At 45.9% G+C, this 20569-nt stretch carries 7 protein-coding genes, 4 tRNA genes, 3 rRNA genes and 1 riboswitch; of the genes, 9 read left to right on the plus strand and 5 right to left on the minus strand.

The genetic code is table 11. The features are described from left to right. Nucleotides 1-89: 89 nt before the first annotated feature. The 7 genes from DUN60_RS00120 to DUN60_RS00150 all read left to right on the plus strand — a co-directional run bounded on the left by DUN60_RS00120 (nucleotide 90) and on the right by DUN60_RS00150 (nucleotide 5573). A 16S ribosomal RNA gene (locus DUN60_RS00120) occupies nucleotides 90-1644 on the plus strand. A gap of 67 nt (nucleotides 1645-1711) precedes the next feature. Continuing rightward, nucleotides 1712-1788: transfer RNA gene (locus DUN60_RS00125), tRNA-Ile, on the plus strand. Between the two features lie 21 nt (nucleotides 1789-1809). Next, nucleotides 1810-1885, plus strand: a tRNA-Ala gene (locus tag DUN60_RS00130). A 300-nt stretch (nucleotides 1886-2185) separates the two neighbouring features. Beyond that, nucleotides 2186-5078 (plus strand): 23S ribosomal RNA (locus DUN60_RS00135). A 98-nt stretch (nucleotides 5079-5176) separates the two neighbouring features. After that, nucleotides 5177-5292: ribosomal RNA gene (rrf, locus tag DUN60_RS00140) — 5S ribosomal RNA — on the plus strand. Together the 16S, 23S and 5S rRNA genes with 4 tRNA genes alongside form the textbook arrangement of a ribosomal RNA operon. Before the next feature lie 67 nt (nucleotides 5293-5359). Further along, nucleotides 5360-5436: transfer RNA gene (locus tag DUN60_RS00145), tRNA-Asp, on the plus strand. Nucleotides 5437-5496: 60 nt separating this feature from the next. After that, nucleotides 5497-5573, plus strand: a tRNA-Trp gene (locus tag DUN60_RS00150). An 895-nt stretch (nucleotides 5574-6468) separates the two neighbouring features. Here the strand turns inward: DUN60_RS00150 and DUN60_RS00155 are convergent. Then, nucleotides 6469-7749 (minus strand): cation:proton antiporter, encoded by a 1281-nt coding sequence (locus tag DUN60_RS00155; protein WP_017078851.1) that lies wholly within the window; start codon nucleotides 7747-7749, stop codon nucleotides 6469-6471. Nucleotides 7750-7918: 169 nt separating this feature from the next. Between DUN60_RS00155 and metH the strand changes: the two genes are divergently transcribed. Then, nucleotides 7919-11596, plus strand: coding sequence for a methionine synthase (metH, locus tag DUN60_RS00160; protein ID WP_114632921.1), 3678 nt, complete (start codon nucleotides 7919-7921; stop codon nucleotides 11594-11596). Between the two features lie 108 nt (nucleotides 11597-11704). On the opposite strand, the gene lysC is transcribed toward metH, so the two are convergent. Continuing rightward, on the minus strand, nucleotides 11705-13072 hold the full coding sequence (gene lysC, locus DUN60_RS00165) for a lysine-sensitive aspartokinase 3 (RefSeq protein ID WP_114632922.1): 1368 nt from the start codon (nucleotides 13070-13072) through the stop codon (nucleotides 11705-11707). A 109-nt stretch (nucleotides 13073-13181) separates the two neighbouring features. After that, a riboswitch (Lysine riboswitch) is annotated at nucleotides 13182-13359 on the minus strand. 176 nt (nucleotides 13360-13535) lie between these two features. Here lysC and DUN60_RS00170 point away from each other — a divergent pair. Continuing rightward, nucleotides 13536-14675: a pyridoxal-phosphate-dependent aminotransferase family protein gene (locus DUN60_RS00170; RefSeq protein ID WP_114632923.1), complete on the plus strand. Its 1140-nt coding sequence runs from the start codon at nucleotides 13536-13538 to the stop codon at nucleotides 14673-14675. Nucleotides 14676-14779: 104 nt separating this feature from the next. Here the strand turns inward: DUN60_RS00170 and DUN60_RS00175 are convergent, their stop codons facing one another. The 3 genes from DUN60_RS00175 to galU all read right to left on the minus strand — a co-directional run bounded on the left by DUN60_RS00175 (nucleotide 14780) and on the right by galU (nucleotide 20567). After that, nucleotides 14780-16543 carry a PglL family O-oligosaccharyltransferase gene (locus DUN60_RS00175; RefSeq protein WP_114632924.1) on the minus strand — a complete coding sequence of 588 codons (1764 nt, stop codon included), beginning with the start codon at nucleotides 16541-16543 and terminating at the stop codon, nucleotides 14780-14782. Nucleotides 16544-16639: 96 nt separating this feature from the next. Beyond that, a complete protein-coding gene (gene uvrA, locus DUN60_RS00180; protein ID WP_114632925.1) occupies nucleotides 16640-19471 on the minus strand; it encodes an excinuclease ABC subunit UvrA in 2832 nt (943 codons plus the stop codon). A 223-nt stretch (nucleotides 19472-19694) separates the two neighbouring features. Next, a complete protein-coding gene (gene galU, locus DUN60_RS00185) occupies nucleotides 19695-20567 on the minus strand; it encodes a UTP--glucose-1-phosphate uridylyltransferase GalU (protein WP_065606690.1) in 873 nt (290 codons plus the stop codon). Nucleotides 20568-20569 lie beyond the last annotated feature (2 nt).

Here is a 20569-nt window from a genome sequence, read left to right on the forward strand (position 1 = left end):
TGTTGGAATGGTAATAGCTTTAGAATTACATGTTCATGTTTACATGAATATTAGTTTTGAAGTCAGTATTCGTTGAGTCACAAAATCTTAAATTGAAGAGTTTGATCATGGCTCAGATTGAACGCTGGCGGCAGGCCTAACACATGCAAGTCGAGCGGAAACGACACTAACAATCCTTCGGGTGCGTTAATGGGCGTCGAGCGGCGGACGGGTGAGTAATGCCTAGGAAATTGCCTTGATGTGGGGGATAACCATTGGAAACGATGGCTAATACCGCATAATGCCTACGGGCCAAAGAGGGGGATCTTCGGACCTCTCGCGTCAAGATATGCCTAGGTGGGATTAGCTAGTTGGTGAGGTAATGGCTCACCAAGGCGACGATCCCTAGCTGGTCTGAGAGGATGATCAGCCACACTGGAACTGAGACACGGTCCAGACTCCTACGGGAGGCAGCAGTGGGGAATATTGCACAATGGGCGAAAGCCTGATGCAGCCATGCCGCGTGTATGAAGAAGGCCTTCGGGTTGTAAAGTACTTTCAGTTGTGAGGAAGGGTGTGTAGTTAATAGCTGCGCATCTTGACGTTAGCAACAGAAGAAGCACCGGCTAACTCCGTGCCAGCAGCCGCGGTAATACGGAGGGTGCGAGCGTTAATCGGAATTACTGGGCGTAAAGCGCATGCAGGTGGTTCATTAAGTCAGATGTGAAAGCCCGGGGCTCAACCTCGGAACTGCATTTGAAACTGGTGAACTAGAGTGCTGTAGAGGGGGGTAGAATTTCAGGTGTAGCGGTGAAATGCGTAGAGATCTGAAGGAATACCAGTGGCGAAGGCGGCCCCCTGGACAGACACTGACACTCAGATGCGAAAGCGTGGGGAGCAAACAGGATTAGATACCCTGGTAGTCCACGCCGTAAACGATGTCTACTTGGAGGTTGTGGCCTTGAGCCGTGGCTTTCGGAGCTAACGCGTTAAGTAGACCGCCTGGGGAGTACGGTCGCAAGATTAAAACTCAAATGAATTGACGGGGGCCCGCACAAGCGGTGGAGCATGTGGTTTAATTCGATGCAACGCGAAGAACCTTACCTACTCTTGACATCCAGAGAAGCCAGCGGAGACGCAGGTGTGCCTTCGGGAACTCTGAGACAGGTGCTGCATGGCTGTCGTCAGCTCGTGTTGTGAAATGTTGGGTTAAGTCCCGCAACGAGCGCAACCCTTATCCTTGTTTGCCAGCGAGTAATGTCGGGAACTCCAGGGAGACTGCCGGTGATAAACCGGAGGAAGGTGGGGACGACGTCAAGTCATCATGGCCCTTACGAGTAGGGCTACACACGTGCTACAATGGCGCATACAGAGGGCAGCAAGCTAGCGATAGTGAGCGAATCCCAAAAAGTGCGTCGTAGTCCGGATTGGAGTCTGCAACTCGACTCCATGAAGTCGGAATCGCTAGTAATCGTGAATCAGAATGTCACGGTGAATACGTTCCCGGGCCTTGTACACACCGCCCGTCACACCATGGGAGTGGGCTGCAAAAGAAGTGGGTAGTTTAACCTTTCGGGGAGGACGCTCACCACTTTGTGGTTCATGACTGGGGTGAAGTCGTAACAAGGTAGCCCTAGGGGAACCTGGGGCTGGATCACCTCCTTATACGAAGATAGTCACGATGAGTGTCCACACAGATTGATTAGGTTTAGAAAGTAAAAGAGACGATATTGGGTCTGTAGCTCAGCTGGTTAGAGCGCTCGCCTGATAAGCGGGAGGTCGGTGGTTCGAGTCCACTCAGACCCACCAATATCGACTAGATACAAAGATGGGGCTATAGCTCAGCTGGGAGAGCGCCTGCCTTGCACGCAGGAGGTCTGCGGTTCGATCCCGCATAGCTCCACCATCTTTAAGTGTTTTTATCTGAAAATATTTAAAAATGGTTCATTAGTTTGAATCAAGCTCTTTAACAATTTGGAAAGCTGACTGATTGATTACTTACGAGTAATTCAATCAAATTTAAAAGTTCTCAATGTTTATCTTTCATTAGATAAACACAACAAACACATTCAAGTGTCTTGTATTCGAATCAAATTTATTTGATTCACAATTGAGTCCGGCAAACAGTTATCAGGAATTAACCCTTCTTGATGACAACCAAAAACCTTGGTTAGTTGCCATACGCTAAGACCCTTTCGGGTTGTATGGTTAAGTGACTAAGCGTACACGGTGGATGCCTTGGCAGTCAGAGGCGATGAAAGGCGTAATAACTTGCGATAAGCCCAGATTAGGTAGTAATAACCTTTTGAGTCTGGGATTCCTGAATGGGGAAACCCACTTGCATAAGCAAGTATCCTGTTGTGAATACATAGCAACAGGAGGCAAACCGGGGGAACTGAAACATCTAAGTACCCCGAGGAAGAGAAATCAACCGAGATTCCGAAAGTAGCGGCGAGCGAAATTGGATTAGCCCTTAAGCTTTTAATGATGCAGGTGAAGAGTCTGGAAAGTCTCGCAATAAAGGGTGATAGCCCCGTAACCGACACATCATAATCAGTGAAAACGAGTAGGGCGGGACACGTGATATCCTGTCTGAATATGGGGGGACCATCCTCCAAGGCTAAATACTACTGACTGACCGATAGTGAACCAGTACCGTGAGGGAAAGGCGAAAAGAACCCCTGTGAGGGGAGTGAAATAGAACCTGAAACCGTGTACGTACAAGCAGTAGGAGCACCTTCGTGGTGTGACTGCGTACCTTTTGTATAATGGGTCAGCGACTTAATTTTAGTAGCAAGGTTAACCGTTTAGGGGAGCCGTAGGGAAACCGAGTCTTAACTGGGCGTACAGTTGCTAGGATTAGACCCGAAACCAGGTGATCTAGCCATGGGCAGGTTGAAGGTTGAGTAACATCAACTGGAGGACCGAACCGACTAATGTTGAAAAATTAGCGGATGACTTGTGGCTAGGGGTGAAAGGCCAATCAAACCTGGAGATAGCTGGTTCTCCCCGAAAGCTATTTAGGTAGCGCCTCGGACGAATACTACTGGGGGTAGAGCACTGTTAAGGCTAGGGGGTCATCCCGACTTACCAACCCTTTGCAAACTCCGAATACCAGTAAGTACTATCCGGGAGACACACGGCGGGTGCTAACGTCCGTCGTGGAGAGGGAAACAACCCAGACCGCCAGCTAAGGTCCCAAAGTATAGCTAAGTGGGAAACGATGTGGGAAGGCTCAGACAGCCAGGATGTTGGCTTAGAAGCAGCCATCATTTAAAGAAAGCGTAATAGCTCACTGGTCGAGTCGGCCTGCGCGGAAGATGTAACGGGGCTAAGCTATACACCGAAGCTGCGGCTACGTACCTTAGGGTATGTGGGGTAGGGGAGCGTTCTGTAAGCCGTTGAAGGTGGTCTGTAAGGGCTGCTGGAGGTATCAGAAGTGCGAATGCTGACATGAGTAACGATAAAGGGAGTGAAAAACTCCCTCGCCGGAAGACCAAGGGTTCCTGTCCAACGTTAATCGGGGCAGGGTAAGTCGACTCCTAAGGCGAGGCCGAAAGGCGTAGTCGATGGGAAACGGGTTAATATTCCCGTACTTCTTACAATTGCGATGGGGGGACGGAGAAGGCTAGGTGGGCCTGGCGACGGTTGTCCAGGTTCAAGTATGTAGGCGGAAAGTTTAGGTAAATCCGGACTTTCTTAACGCTGAGATACGATGTCGAGCTACTACGGTAGTGAAGTCATTGATGCCATGCTTCCAGGAAAAGCCTCTAAGCTTCAGATTGTAAGGAATCGTACCCCAAACCGACACAGGTGGTCGGGTAGAGAATACCAAGGCGCTTGAGAGAACTCGGGTGAAGGAACTAGGCAAAATGGTACCGTAACTTCGGGAGAAGGTACGCTCTTATCAGTGAAGTCCCTTGCGGATGGAGCAGACGAGAGTCGCAGATACCAGGTGGCTGCAACTGTTTATTAAAAACACAGCACTGTGCAAAATCGTAAGATGACGTATACGGTGTGACGCCTGCCCGGTGCCGGAAGGTTAATTGATGGGGTTAGACTTCGGTCGAAGCTCTTGATCGAAGCCCCGGTAAACGGCGGCCGTAACTATAACGGTCCTAAGGTAGCGAAATTCCTTGTCGGGTAAGTTCCGACCTGCACGAATGGCGTAATGATGGCCACGCTGTCTCCACCCGAGACTCAGTGAAATTGAAATCGCTGTGAAGATGCAGTGTACCCGCGGCTAGACGGAAAGACCCCGTGAACCTTTACTACAGCTTGGCACTGAACATTGAACCTACATGTGTAGGATAGGTGGGAGACTATGAAACCGCGTCGCTAGATGTGGTGGAGTCGTCCTTGAAATACCACCCTTGTAGTTTTGATGTTCTAACGTTGGTCCCTGAATCGGGATTACGGACAGTGCCTGGTGGGTAGTTTGACTGGGGCGGTCTCCTCCCAAAGAGTAACGGAGGAGCACGAAGGTGGGCTAAACACGGTTGGACATCGTGTGGTTAGTGCAATGGCATAAGCCCGCTTGACTGCGAGAATGACAATTCGAGCAGGTGCGAAAGCAGGTCATAGTGATCCGGTGGTTCTGAATGGAAGGGCCATCGCTCAACGGATAAAAGGTACTCCGGGGATAACAGGCTGATACCGCCCAAGAGTTCATATCGACGGCGGTGTTTGGCACCTCGATGTCGGCTCATCACATCCTGGGGCTGAAGTCGGTCCCAAGGGTATGGCTGTTCGCCATTTAAAGTGGTACGCGAGCTGGGTTTAGAACGTCGTGAGACAGTTCGGTCCCTATCTGCCGTGGGCGTTGGAAAATTGAAAGGGGCTGCTCCTAGTACGAGAGGACCGGAGTGGACGAACCTCTGGTGTTCGGGTTGTCATGCCAATGGCATTGCCCGGTAGCTAAGTTCGGAATCGATAACCGCTGAAAGCATCTAAGCGGGAAGCGAGCCTTGAGATGAGTTTTCCCTGGCACTATAAGTGTCCTAAAGGGTTGTCGTAGACTACGACGTTGATAGGCAGGGTGTGTAAGTGCTGCGAGGCATTGAGCTAACCTGTACTAATTGCCCGTGAGGCTTAACCATACAACACCCAAGGGGTTTTGTGGACTCAGATGTACCAGACCTTGAATGCGTTTGAAGAGAAATAACTTTTAGATAAGCTTTCCGAATTTTAAAATTTGCTTGGCGACCATAGCATTGTGGACCCACCTGATTCCATGCCGAACTCAGAAGTGAAACACAATAGCGCCGATGGTAGTGTGGGGTTTCCCCATGTGAGAGTAGGACATCGCCAGGCTTTAAATTAAATCTTTAGGTTGACCGACCTGGAGATATGGACGCTCACTTAGTGAGTTGACCACTGCGGAGTGGTAGTTCAGTTGGTTAGAATACCGGCCTGTCACGCCGGGGGTCGCGGGTTCGAGTCCCGTCCACTCCGCCACTTATTCGATAACCTCGCCTAGTGCGAGGTTTTTTCGAATCTGAAGTAATAAAAAGTTTTAGGGGTGTAGCTCCAATTGGCAGAGCAGCGGATTCCAAATCCGCGTGTTGGGAGTTCGAATCTCTCCACCCCTGCCATATAGGAAGCCTCAGCAGAAATGCTGAGGCTTTTTTGTATCTATTGCTTCTACGAAGCAATATTGGGAGCAGGAACGCCAGCCCGGTCTAATCTCCGGAGTGCCGGCTCAGTCCACCTCTGCCATATACAAAACCTCAGCAGAAATACTGGTTTTTTTTTACGTCTGTTGCTTCTACGAAAATGTTGGGAGAACTAGGCGAGCCCAGGTTCAGGTTCGCCAGCCCGGTCGACTCTCCGGAGTACCGGCTCAGTTCAGTCCTACCATATTTAAGGCTCTAGACTGCGCGTCCCGGCAGAAATGCTAGAGCCTTTTTTATGCCTGTCACCTTTAATGTAACGCTAGAAGTATTAAGTGCTCCTCTAGCTCCCTCTATTTAATCGAATCGCTTAATACCTACTAAATACAACCTTGCTGTATTTAAAGGCTTAGTCGAACACTAGAGCTTTCTGTTCAACACTCATCTCGCTGCGTAGTTTCTGATAATGACTAAAGCTATGACTGCTAGACTTTGAGTATCATTATTTTCTCCGGAAGGAATGCTTATACAGCTGAAGTCTGTTCTAGTGGGTAGACTCGCTAGTGTTGTAGAAGAACGAGTTCTTTGCATGTTTCACTTCTAGCAAGATTTTTGTCTAAGATCGCTGTTTATCATGTCGTCATGTATCATGATTCAACATCCTTTGTATTCATTTGGGCTCCGGCCAAATCTAGTGCCCAATCAACATTAAGGTTTCTGATTACTCTAGTACTAGTGCATAAAATATCGAAGTAAGTTCTATTGTTCATGTATACCTTTCAGATAGATCTTCAGTGAGGAAATCGGCGAATCTGACTTTCATTAGATATAAAAAAGGCCACCTAAATTAGGCAGCCTAGTTTTATATTTTTCGGTGTTAATCCAATTCCTTCTCAGCTTGTTTCGCTTTCTCTATCATTGGAGTAATTGTTGAACCTTGGACTAAGATTGAGAACACAACAACAGCGTATGTCATGACGAGGATTATCTCTTTAACATCTATTGCCTTGTCTTCAATCACCCAGATACCTGAAGGGATTGAAAGTGCCATAGCTAGAGCTAGTCCACCACGCAAACCACCCCAAGTTAAGATCTTGATTGACCAAGGGTTGTAAGTTCTAAAGCGTTTGAATCCGATATAAGACAAGAAAACACTTAGGTAGCGTGCGCTTAGTACTAGAGGTACTGCGAACGCCATTAAGATCCAGTCTTCTTGGTGGAATTTGAATAGCAACATCGACATACCGATCAATAAGAACAATACGCCATTTAAGAATTCATCTATCAATTCCCAGAAGTGGTCTAGGTGATCCTCACTCTCTTTCGAGAATCCAATAAAGCGCGTCCAGTTACCAATCATGATACCTGATACCACCATTGCTAACGGTCCTGATACATGTAGGACTTCAGCAAAGGCATAACCAGCTGTAGGAATACCTATGGTTAATAGCAACTCCATCGAGTGGTCATCGGTGTTGCTGATTAGGTAATGGAATATTAAACCTAGAACAAAGCCATAGACGATACCACCGATAGCCTCTTGGACGAATAACATGGTCACGCTACCCACAGTCGGTGCTTCTGTACCGAACGCAATGGTAAATAGGGTAACGAAGATCACTAGGCCAAAACCATCGTTGAATAGAGATTCTCCCTCGATTTGAGTAGAGATTCGTCTGGGAGCATCGAGCTTTTTCACTATTGCTAATACAGCAATTGGATCGGTTGGAGATATTAGAGAGCCAAAAAGTAAGCAATAAATTAGGTCAAATTGAATACCGATAAACTGACAGAACCCATACAGTACAAAGCCAATAAAGAATGTCGAAAACAGTGTAGCGCCAAGAGCGAGTACAGTTATTTCCCATTTCTGATCTTTTAGATTAGGTAATTTAATCCCTAAACCACCTGCAAAGAGTAAGAATCCCAGTATTCCTTTCAGGAGGAAATCTTCAAAGTTGATACTGGCAACGGTTTCTGAGGCGATGTCAGCCAATTGGAACCAATTGTTTTGTCCCGCAATGATAATTAATAGAGATAACATCATTGAGCCAGCTGTAATGGCGATGGTTGTCTGCATTTTACCAATTTTGGTATTCACGAAAGCAATAAGCATGGCAGCTGCGGACAAGAAGCATAAGGTGTAATAGACCGACATTGGGATCCCAACATGTAACAAAGTATGAATATGAATTTTCGTTGTCTCATGCTCAAATAGCAAACATTTTTTTGTCATGACTTGGTAATCAATTTCATCTTTTAGACGTCTAGACTCCTTTTTAATGTGTGGTAGGATGGAGAGATAATTAAAGGAATGAGGTTGTACCGTGGGAAGTAATGTAAGGCAAAAGATTGACGCTCTGTTGAAGCAACGAATTTTACTGATTGATGGTGGCATGGGTACCATGATTCAGGATTATAAATTGGAAGAGCAAGACTATCGTGGTGAGCGCTTTGCTGATTGGCATAGTGATTTAAAAGGTAACAACGACCTTTTGGTACTTACACAACCTAAGCTTATCAAAGATATCCATATGGAATATTTGGAAGCCGGTGCTGATATCCTCGAGACCAATACCTTTAACTCTACAACCATCGCTATGGCCGACTACGATATGGAAAGCCTTAGCGAAGAAATTAACTTTACAGCTGCAAAATTAGCTCGTGAAGCGGCAGATGAATGGACGGCAAAGACCCCAGAAAAACCTCGTTTCGTAGCGGGTGTGTTAGGTCCAACTAACCGAACTTGTTCTATCTCTCCAGACGTTAATGATCCGGGCTATCGTAATGTTAGCTTTGATGAGCTTGTTGAAGCTTACTCCGAATCGACACGAGCACTTATCAAAGGCGGCTCGGATCTTATTCTTATCGAGACTATCTTCGACACGTTAAATGCAAAAGCATGTTCTTTTGCGGTTGAATCTGTTTTTGAAGAGGTAGGCATCACGCTTCCTGTGATGATCTCCGGTACCATTACTGACGCATCAGGTCGTACGCTTTCAGGGCAAACAACAGAAGCTTTCTACAACGCCCTTCGTCATGTTAAACCTATCTCATTTGGATTGAACTGTGCATTAGGCCCTGACGAACTGCGAGAGTACGTTGGTGAGATGTCTCGTATCTCAGAATGTAACGTTTCCGCTCACCCTAACGCGGGTTTACCTAATGCATTTGGTGAGTATGACCTTTCTCCTGAAGATATGGCTGAACACGTTAAGGAATGGGCCGAGAGTGGCTTCTTGAATCTAATTGGTGGTTGTTGTGGTACAACGCCAGAACATATACGTCACATGGCTGAGGCCGTTGAAGGCGTAACTCCACGTCAATTACCTGATTTGCCTGTGTCTTGCCGTTTATCTGGCTTAGAACCATTAACGATTGCCAAAGAGTCTCTATTTGTAAACGTCGGTGAGCGTACTAACGTTACCGGCTCTGCTCGATTTAAGCGATTGATAAAAGAAGAGCTTTACGACGAAGCCTTGAGTGTTGCTCGAGAGCAAGTTGAGAATGGCGCTCAGATCATCGATATCAACATGGATGAAGGGATGCTAGACGCTGAGGCGTGTATGGTTAAATTCCTTAATCTATGTGCGTCTGAGCCAGAGATCTCGAAAGTACCAGTTATGGTCGATTCTTCAAAATGGGAAGTTATCGAAGCGGGCCTGAAATGTATTCAGGGTAAAGGCATCGTTAACTCTATCTCATTGAAGGAAGGGAAAGAAAAGTTTGTCGAGCAAGCTAAACTGGTTCGTCGTTATGGCGCAGCAGTCATTGTGATGGCGTTCGATGAATTAGGGCAGGCTGATACCCGAGAGCGTAAAGTCGAGATTTGTACCAATGCCTACAATATTCTTGTTGATGAAGTCGGTTTCCCGCCAGAAGATATTATTTTTGACCCAAACATTTTCGCAGTGGCTACTGGTATTGATGAGCATAACAACTATGCGGTCGACTTCATTGAAGCAGTAGGGGATATCAAACGCGATCTTCCGCATGCGATGATCTCGGGTGGTGTGTCGAATGTTTCATTCTCTTTCCGCGGTAATAACTACGTTCGTGAGGCTATTCACGCGGTCTTCCTATATCACTGTTTTAAAAACGGTATGGATATGGGCATTGTAAATGCGGGGCAATTAGAGATTTACGATAATGTGCCTGAGGATTTACGTGAAGCCGTTGAAGATGTGGTTCTAAACCGTCGAGACGATTCAACAGAACGCTTGCTCGATATTGCGACTGAGTATCTAGAGCGTGCAGTGGGAAAAGTTGAAGATAAATCGGCTTTAGAGTGGCGTACTTGGCCAGTAGAAAAGCGCTTAGAACACTCTTTAGTGAAAGGTATTACCGACTTTATTGTTGAAGATACCGAAGAAGCTCGTGTTAATGCTTCTCGCCCTATCGAGGTAATTGAAGGTCCATTAATGGATGGCATGAACGTAGTTGGTGACCTCTTCGGTGAAGGCAAGATGTTCCTTCCTCAAGTGGTGAAATCTGCCCGTGTTATGAAGCAAGCGGTAGCCCATCTAGAACCATTTATTAATGCAACCAAAGACGTTGGTGCGACTAACGGAAAAATCTTACTGGCGACCGTAAAAGGCGATGTTCACGATATTGGTAAAAACATTGTGGGCGTTGTCTTGCAGTGTAATAACTATGAAATTATCGATCTGGGCGTGATGGTTTCATGTGAAAAAATCCTTAAGGTCGCTAAAGAAGAGAATGTCGATATCATTGGTCTTTCGGGTTTGATCACTCCTTCATTGGATGAGATGGTTCATGTGGCTAAAGAGATGGAGAGACAAGGCTTTAAACTGCCTCTTCTGATTGGCGGAGCAACCACATCTAAAGCGCATACAGCCGTTAAGATTGAACAGAACTACTCTGAACCTGTGGTCTACGTAAACAATGCCTCACGTGCTGTTGGTGTGTGTACTTCTCTACTCTCTAACGAACTGAAGCCTGCATTTGTTGAGAAGTTGGATATTGATTACGATCGCGTTCGCGATCAACACAACCGCAAAAAGCCGCGCACTAAGCCAGTCTCGCTAGAGAGAGCGCGTGCCAATAAAGTTGCTATCGATTGGAATGCGTATACTCCCCCTGCACCCGCTAAACCGGGAGTACACATCTTCAAGGACTTTGATGTGGCTACTTTACGTCAGTACATCGACTGGACTCCGTTCTTTATGACGTGGTCTTTGGTTGGTAAGTACCCGGCAATTTTTGATCATGAAGAAGTAGGCGAAGAGGCGAAGCGCTTATTTAAAGACGCCAATGATTTATTAGATCGAGTAGAAAGAGAGAAATTGCTTGAAGCTCGTGGTATGTGCGCTATGTTCCCAGCGAACAGTGTTGGTGATGATATTGAAGTGTATACCGATGAATCTCGTACCGAGGTACTAAAGGTTCTGCACAACCTTCGTCAGCAAACCGAAAAGCCAAAAGGATTTAACTACTGTTTGTCAGATTACATTGCGCCAAAAGACAGCGGTAAAGCGGATTGGATTGGTGGTTTTGCAGTAACGGGTGGTATTGGTGAGCGAGAGCTGGCTGATGAATACAAAGCGAAAGGCGACGACTATAACGCGATTATGATTCAGGCGGTTGCAGACCGATTGGCTGAAGCGTTCGCTGAATACTTGCATAAAGAAGTGAGAAAGGACATTTGGGGCTACTCACCTGATGAGAATTTGTCTAACGACGATTTGATTCGAGAGAAGTACCAAGGTATTCGTCCAGCTCCGGGTTACCCTGCTTGCCCAGAGCATACAGAGAAAGGCACGTTGTGGGAGTTGATGGACGTTGAAAAAGCAATCGACATGTCGCTAACTACGAGTTACGCAATGTGGCCAGGTGCTTCTGTGTCTGGTATGTACTTCTCGCATCCTGATTCACGATACTTTGCGATTGCTCAGATTCAACAGGATCAAGTGGATAGCTATGCTGATCGTAAAGGTTGGGATATGTTGGAAGCTGAGAAGTGGTTAGGTCCAAACATTAACTAGTTTGAATCTATGACGGGCTTTGATTCGTAAAAATAAAAGGGTTGCTTAAGAGCAACCCTTTTTGTATCTGTCGTTTGGTGATTTTAAACTAATCGAGCAACCGTCGTTTTATTCAAACAGCTCTTGATGCAGCTTTTGAATCGCTAACTTGGAGACAGATTCATCAAGCAAGAAGCACAGGTTGTGTGGGCTCGCTCCGTAACAAATCATACGTAGGTTGAAGTCTTCAAGCGTGCCGAATACTTGCTTTGCATAGCCTTTGCTTTCACTCATGTTGTTGCCAATAAGAGCAACAAGGCATAGGTCGTGTTCAATATCCACAGAACACAGCTCTTCAAGCTCAATTCGAGCGGCTTCTGGTAACTGAGGAGCACCACCCGATGTATCTGTTTGATCGAGAGTGAGTGAGACACTGATCTCTGAGGTAGTGATAAGATCGACAGAGATCTTATGCTTAGCAAGGATCTCGAACACTTTTGCGAGGAAGCCATAAGCATGGAACATATTGGCGCTGCGTAGCGTAACCATGGTTTGGTTGCAGCGTAGGGCAAGCGCTCTGAACAGAGGGGAGCTTTCAACTTGTTGACGAATCCATGTGCCACCGAGCTCTGGTGCTTTTGATGAGCCGACAAATACCGGGATTTGATGGCGTAGTGCCGGAACTAGAGTTGATGGGTGTAATATCTTCGCACCAAAGTTTGCCATTTCCGATGCTTCACTGAAGCTGATCTCTGGGATAGGAGAAGCTTTAGGTGCAATACGAGGATCAGTGGTGTAGATACCCGGAACATCCGTCCAGATTTCTAAACCAATCGCTTGTACCGACTCGGCAATCAGTGCTGCTGAGTAATCACTGCCACCGCGGCCTAAAGTCGTGGTGTTGCCTTCACTATCAGCACCGATAAAACCTTGGGTCACGACAACTTGTTGTTGGCATAGTGGAATCAACTTCTCTTGTGCTAAGGCTGCAATATCTTTTAACTGTGGTTCTGCTTTGCCGAAGTCACCATTGGTGCGCATCACTTCTCTGATATCAAAACGGACAGCGGGTGTGCCACGCTCGCGAATGATTTGAGCGAGGATATGTGTCGACATCAGTTCGCCACATGCCACTAGGTGATCGGTGAGTTTGGTACTGGCTTGGAATGATGCCGCTTCTGCAGCGCTCGCAATGTCATCGAGAATACAGTGCACATCTTTTTCAATGCTAATTGGGTCAGCTAGTTGATCAAGAATCGCGTTATGAATGTCAGTCAATTGCGTCAATAATTCCTGACGACGAGTTTTGTCTTGCACACCATTGGCGAGCTCAACAAGCAAGTTGGTGACGCCTGAGCAGGCACTGCTTACCACCAGTTTCGTATTTGAGTTGTTTTCAATAATGGCAGCACAACGGCTCATTGCTTCAAAGTTGGCAACACTTGTTCCGCCAAACTTAGCGACATTAAAAGAACCAGCTACATTAGATGCACTCACGATATATCTCCCACGACTTCCTAAAATAAAATTACGGTTGGGTAATCCAACGTCCGATGTTTTTCGAAGAGAGTATTTAGAGCAAAAAGAGAGGAATTATTAGAATAGTAACCTCAGAAGCTCTTCACCATATAGAAATGGCGACAGTTGCCGGGATTCAGCCCGCTCAACCGATAATAAAGGTCCTGCATCCTTTTATTATCTCGGCACTGCTCCCCCTTGATGCTTTGTATTGGAAATGCGGTTCCACAAAACATCTGCCTGGGCAGTGCTCCTCTTCTGCTAGATAGCCATTTCATTGAACGTGTTTGCGGTAACAATGTCAATCCGTAACTGGAGATATTTAAAAAATAATTTTAACAATTATGTGACACTGGTGTGACCTCAATACTTTTAGCTAATTGATGACGGTATCGATTTGCTTTAGGGTGGATTGTTCACAACATTAACGTAAGGGATGTACATGTCTAATTTAACACTCACTGCTGCTATCGAGAGCTTTTATCCGCCACACCGAACGTTAATGGGGCCGGGGCCTTCAGACATTTCTCCTCAAGTTTTACAGGCTTTGAGCCGTCCAACTATTGGTCACCTCGACCCGTTATTTATCGCGATGATGGATGAACTGAAACAACTTCTTAAATATGCTTTTCAAACTGAAAATGAGTTTACGATTGCCGTTTCAGCTCCGGGCAGCGCAGGTATGGAAACCTGTTTTGTTAACTTGATTGAGCCCGGTGAGAAGGTGATTGTTTGTCGCAATGGCGTTTTTGGTGAACGTATGCGAGAGAATGTTGTGCGCTGTGGTGGTGAAGCGATCCTTGTAGATGATGAGTGGGGCAAGCCCGTTTCCGTTGAAAAGGTAGAAAAAGCATTGGCAGAAAACCCTGATGCTGTTGCTGTCGCTTTTGTGCATGCAGAGACGTCTACTGGCGCGTTATCGGATGCTAAAGCTATTTCCGCAGTAGCTCGTCAGTTTGATGCATTGTCGATTGTGGATGCGGTGACATCATTAGGCGGTGTACCACTGTTGGTCGATGAATGGCAACTCGATGCGGTGTATTCAGGTAGTCAAAAGTGTCTATCTTGCGTTCCTGGCCTGTCTCCGGTGACTTTCTCTCAACGTGCGGTTGAGAAGATGAAGGCGCGTCAAACTCCGGTACAAAGCTGGTTCCTAGATCAAAGCTTAGTACTGGGTTACTGGAGTGGAGAAGGCAAGCGTAGCTACCACCATACGGCACCCGTGAATAGCCTGTATGCTCTGCATGAGTCGTTGGTTTTATTGAAAAATGAAGGCCTGGATAATGCGTGGTCACGTCACCATGCGATGCACCAAGAGCTTAAAGAAGGTGTAGAAGCACTAGGATTAAAGTTTGTGGTTGATGAAGAAAGTCGTCTTCCGCAGCTCAATGCGCTTTATTTCCCTGAAGGAATCGATGAAGCCAAAATCAGAGCACAACTTCTAGAAGAATATAACCTTGAAATTGGCGCGGGACTTGGTTCTTTGGCTGGCAAGGCTTGGCGTATTGGTTTAATGGGTTATGGCGCTCGAAAAGAGAATGTCGCTTTGTGCTTAAAAGCGTTGCAAGACGTTTTAAAATAGCGGCAATAAAATCAAGTTCAAAAGAAAAGCGCACGAGAGATCGTGCGCTTTTTTGTGTCTAGACTAAACGTCAATATGGTGAATTAACTCTAGATTCCTTGGCGTCATTTAGCAGAAGAAATATTATTTTCAGCTTCCGATATTTTCTTATATTGAACCTTGGAAAAGTCTCTATTTGGGAACAAGAAGCTCGCTTCACTACGAATTTGTTCTGCTTTACTGTGATCGCCTAATCCTTGATACGCAAGAATCAGGTTACTGTAGAAAGCAGGCCTTGGCTTACGTTTTATGATCTCTAACGACCAATCTATATAAGGTTGAATCAAGCTAGGATCAGCTTTGTAGAGGCCGATATTTAGATAGGTGCTGTATACGTCCCAATCATAGCGATCTTTCCAGACTACAGGGTTCGTTACCTGCTTAAGAATATCCGGGTTTCTGGGTTTAGAAAGTTCAAATTGAGTCAGGACATCATTGGTGTGTAAGGCACTCAACATATAAAAACTGACCAAGATAGGGACCACCAAGCTCGATACTCTAAGTAGGGTTTTACTGATGATACTAAACGGCTGTTGGTAGTGACGAGAAGCTCGTTGATCGACCCAGTAAATCAAAATGATAAAGGTTATCCAGTGAATCGCTGAGTGGTAAAAAGGGTACTCGAGCTGAGAATGTAAGAGTATCGGTATAAATAGTGCGAGCAGTGCTAGACGTGTTCCCTTCGCTGAGCTTGCTATACGTGACATGACTAAGAACGCAGCAAGCAAGATCCCGATGATTGGTACTATTCCGCCCTCAACCCCCCAAAACAAGAACTCATTGTGTGGGTGATCCATTGAAGGAAGGCCGGGATGATAATTCGGGTTGAGTTGATGCTGGCGAGCTGTGTATAGCGTGTACTCGGATTCGAACTTCCCGTAGCCATACCCTGTAAATGGCTTTTCGATCATCATATCGAGTGCTTGTGGGAAGGTATAAGCTCGTGGGCTTTCTAAGTTAGCCCTTTTACTTGCGAGGCTATCCGTTGTACTGAGGCTGATTACCGAAAAAGCGACCACGATACCAACTAGCACCGATGCGCACCATCCGTAGAAGCGTTTCTTAGTCGAGAATTTGTATAGATAAGGCAGAATGCAGACAAACCCAATGACGGCAGCCAACCATCCGGTACGTGATGCGATGATGATCAGTAAAGGTACGGTTAAGGTCGGGGTTAGGTAAAGTAAGAATGACTCGCTAATTTTGTGATTATATTTAGCGGGCTGTCTCGCTAAAAGATACGCTGAAAGCACAAAACCAGTAGCTAAAAAGCTAGCCATTACATTCGGTTGTTGGAATATCCCATAAGGTCGATTAGCCGCAGTGTTGTAACCAAATAGATTGCCGGGTTCCAGTAAGAAATATTGCACGTAACCAAAGAGTGCTTGTATAACCACAGCAAGCACAATGAACCACAACATGCGTTGCTTGTGTTTATTGCTGAACTTAAATTGCTGAAGTACGACGAATAAAGCGAAGCCCGCCCACAATCCCAGTAGTCGACCAGGTGCGGCTTGAGGAAAGGCGTTACTGTAGAGCGTGGGTAGTGTAAGTATCACGCAGCTGATCAGCAAACCAACGGTTAACTTGGAATATTTGAGTACTCGGTTAGTCGCGAGTTGGTAGAAGCCAATTGCTAACGTAAAGCTAAGAGCTAACCAAGTGGTTGGGTTAAACGATAACGCAAGGCCTGAGCCTCCAGGATTCGGCATGAAAAAATGCATGGCTAACAAGAATACAACAGCTAAAGAAGCCAGAAATGCTTTATTGAGTGGTAGCTGAGTTACCTGATTTTCTAGTTGGGTACCGCTAGTGTGTATTGTTGCCATAAATCCCTAACCTTATAAAAACAGAGCTTGTTCCTTCTGAAACAAGCTCTGTTACTTTAACATTTTTCTGTCTGCTCGCAGGGCGCTATTTTACACCTACTTCAAATTTAACATAGGCTTAAGGAAGCGAGCAGTGTGCGAACCTTCGACTAACGCCACATCTTCAGGTGTACCTTCTGCAACAATCTCACCACCACCTTGACCACCTTCAGGACCAAGGTCTAAGATCCAGTCTGCTGTTTTGACGACATCTAGATTGTGTTCAATCACCACTACCGTATTGCCGTGATCTCGCAATCTATGTAATACCGTCAATAGCTGCTGGATATCGTGGAAATGAAGACCTGTTGTTGGTTCATCAAGAATGTATAAGGTTTTTCCCGTGTCTCGTTTAGACAATTCACGCGCTAATTTAACGCGTTGCGCTTCACCACCAGATAAGGTCGTCGCTGCTTGTCCGAGGCGAATGTAGGAAAGGCCAACATCCATCAATGTTTGCAGCTTACGAGCGATAACAGGAACAGGGTTGAAGTATTCTCGAGCATCTTCCACTGTCATCTCTAGAACTTCGTCAATGGTTTTGCCTTTGTAGCGAACTTCTAAAGTTTCACGGTTATAACGCTTACCTTTACACACATCACACGGCACATACACATCTGGCAAGAAGTGCATCTCTACTTTGATGACACCGTCTCCCTGACACGCTTCACAGCGACCACCACGAACGTTAAAACTGAATCGACCTGGCTTGTAGCCACGAGATCGTGATTCTTGGGTACCGGCAAATAACTCACGAATTGGCGTGAAAATACCAGTGTAGGTTGCAGGGTTTGATCTAGGGGTGCGACCGATAGGGCTTTGATCAATATCGATCACTTTGTCGAAATGCTCTAAGCCTTTTATCTTTTTGTGCTGCGCTGGAACTGCGGTTGTTGCACCGTTTAATTGAGTGTGGGCAACTTTAAAGAAGGTGTCATTGATTAGAGTAGATTTACCTGACCCCGATACCCCCGTAATACAGCTGAACAAGCCTACAGGGATCGTCGCAGTGACATTCTTTAGGTTGTTCCCCGTTGCGCCAACGATCTCGACGACCTTTTTCTTGTCGATAGGCGTTCTTTGTTTTGGTATCGCAATTTCTTTGGCGCCACTGAGGTATTGCCCGGTTAAAGAATTCGGGTTTTCGATGATGTCTTGCATGGTGCCTTCTGCGACCACGTGCCCACCATGCACACCCGCACCTGGGCCTATATCGATAACATGGTCAGCACAACGGATTGCGTCTTCATCATGTTCAACAACAAGCACGGTATTTCCTAAGTCTCTGAGGTGAACCAAAGTTTGCAGTAGACGTTCATTATCACGCTGGTGGAGGCCAATTGATGGTTCATCGAGTACATACATAACACCCACTAAACCAGCACCAATTTGACTTGCGAGACGAATCCGTTGCGCTTCACCACCAGACAGTGTTTCAGCACTGCGTGATAAATTAAGGTAATTCAAACCAACGTTCACCAAGAAATGCAGACGGTCATTGATCTCTTTCATTACTTTATCAGCGATCTGACCACGCTGACCGCTAAGCGATAAGTTTTGGAAAAACTCGAGTGCATCAGCAATGCTGAGCTCAACGATTTCTGGCAGTGTGGTATCGCCAATGAAGACATTTCGAGCTTCTAATCTTAAACGCGTGCCATCACAGCTAGAACACGACTTTGTTGATATGTACTTGGCAAGATCTTCACGCACCGCGCTAGATTCAGTATCGCGGTAACGGCGTTCCAGCGTATTTAAAATACCTTCAAATGGGTGACGCTTGACTCGGATATCACCACGATCATTGATGTATTTGAATTCCACTTCAGTACGCCCTGATCCTTTAAGAATGATCTCTTGAGTCTTTTTAGGTAGAGAGTTGAATGGCACATACAGATCAAAACCATAATGGTCTGATAGCGACGTTAGCATCTGAAAATAGTAATAATTCTTCTGATCCCAGCCTTTTATTGCACCTTCTGCAATGCTTAGGTTCTCATCTAAAATCACTCGACTTGGATCAAAATATTGTTGAACACCAAGTCCATCACAAGTACCACATGCACCTGCAGGATTGTTGAATGAGAACAGGCGCGGCTCAAGTTCTTGCATGCTGTAGCCACACTTTGGACAAGCAAAGTTAGCTGAGAACACGATCTCTTCTTGTTCTTTATCATCCATCCAACCGACAACTGCAATGCCACCAGATAGCTCTAATGTGGTCTCGAACGATTCGGCTAAACGTTGTTGAAGATCAGGACGAACCTTAAATCTGTCTACCACGACTTCAATGGTGTGCTTCTTATGAAGTTCCAATGTGGGTGGATCGGACAAATCACAGGTCTCGCCATCAATACGAGCTCGGATAAAGCCTTGCGCAGCTAGGTTTTCCAGTGTCTTTACATGCTCACCTTTACGTTCTTTGACGATTGGTGCCATCAGCATCATCTTTGAGCCTTCAGGCAGTTCTAATACCTTGTCGACCATTTGGCTGATGGTTTGCGCCGCGAGGGGGATATTGTGATCAGGACAGCGTGGCTCGCCAACTCGCGCGTAAAGCAGTCTTAGGTAATCATAGACCTCAGTGATGGTACCGACGGTTGAGCGAGGGTTGTGAGAGGTCGACTTTTGTTCTATCGAGATGGCTGGAGATAAACCTTCGATGTGATCGACATCGGGTTTTTCCATAAGAGATAGAAATTGGCGAGCATAGGCAGACAAAGATTCTACATAACGACGTTGACCTTCCGCATAGAGAGTATCAAACGCAAGTGACGACTTTCCTGAACCTGATAAACCGGTGATAACCGTCAGCTTATCACGGGGTATGGTTAGGTTAATGTCTTTGAGGTTATGCGTACGAGCGCCTCTAATTTCTATTTTATCCATCTCAATAGACCATGTAATTTTAAGTGGCTAAAGTATTACATAGAGTGAGATTTGTGCAAAGTTTTACTGGATAAAAAAACAGTAAACAAAAAAAGGGCGACTCTTTTGAGTCACCCTTGGAATCATTTAATGTGCTGTTAACCAACCGCTAATTGCTGTTAACTCAATAGCTAAATAGCTAAATAGCTAAATAGCTAAACAGCGAGTAAGCCAAAATTAGCGATTAAGCTTCTTTTGTTGTTGAGTGCTTACCTAGCTCGATTTGTTGCTGGTCTTTTTTGTATAGGTTTTCAAAGCAGTAATTTGTTGCTTCGATGTAGCCTTCAACACTACCGCAGTCAAAACGTTGGCCTTTAAATTTGTAAGCCAATACACAACCTGCTTTTGCTTGTTTTAGCAATGCATCAGTGATTTGGATTTCGCCGCCTTTGCCTGGTTCAGTCTGCTCGATAAGCTCAAAGATATCTGGAGTCAGAATGTAACGGCCAATGATTGCTAGGTTGCTTGGCGCAGTGCCTGGTTCTGGCTTTTCTACCATGTCATCAACACGGAAAAGATCATCTTTAATCATTTCGCCAGAGATAACACCGTACTTGTGAGTCTCTTCCTCTGGAACTTCTTGGACTGCCACAATTGAGCAACGGAACTGTTTGTATAGTGCAACCATTTGAGCCAGTACACCTTGCTGTTCGTTAACACAAAGGTCATCAGCAAGCACTACTGCAAAAGGTTCATCACCCACAAGTTCGCGACCCGTTAAGATAGCGTGGCCAAGGCCTTTCATTTCACGTTGACGAATGTACGTGAAGTTTGCTGCTTCAATCGTCTCACGGATATTGATCAGCAAATCTTCTTTATTGGTGCCGCTGATCTGGTGCTCAAGCTCGTAGTTCTTATCAAAGTGGTCCATCAATGAATGCTTACCACGGCCAGTCACGATGCACATGCCGTCCATACCAGCTTCGATCGCCTCTTCAACACCGTATTCAATCAGAGGTTTGTTGACGACAGGCATCATTTCTTTCGGCATTGACTTAGTTGCAGGTAAAAAACGTGTACCGTAGCCAGCTGCCGGGAAAAGGCACTTTTTGATCATGG

The sequence above is a fragment of the Vibrio splendidus genome (assembly GCF_003345295.1).
GTDB classification, from domain to species: Bacteria; Pseudomonadota; Gammaproteobacteria; order Enterobacterales; family Vibrionaceae; genus Vibrio; species Vibrio splendidus_K.

Excerpts from the sequence above, each read along its gene's own strand:
- uvrA (WP_114632925.1), bottom strand. The coding sequence starts at position 19,471 with ATGGATAAAATAGAAATTAGAGGCGCTCGTACGCATAACCTCAAAGAC.
- DUN60_RS00170 (WP_114632923.1), top strand. The coding sequence starts at position 13,536 with ATGTCTAATTTAACACTCACTGCTGCTATCGAGAGCTTTTATCCGCCA.
- DUN60_RS00175 (WP_114632924.1), bottom strand. The coding sequence starts at position 16,543 with ATGGCAACAATACACACTAGCGGTACCCAACTAGAAAATCAGGTAACT.
- galU (WP_065606690.1), bottom strand. The coding sequence starts at position 20,567 with ATGATCAAAAAGTGCCTTTTCCCGGCAGCTGGCTACGGTACACGTTTT.
- DUN60_RS00155 (WP_017078851.1), bottom strand. The coding sequence starts at position 7,749 with ATGTCGGTCTATTACACCTTATGCTTCTTGTCCGCAGCTGCCATGCTT.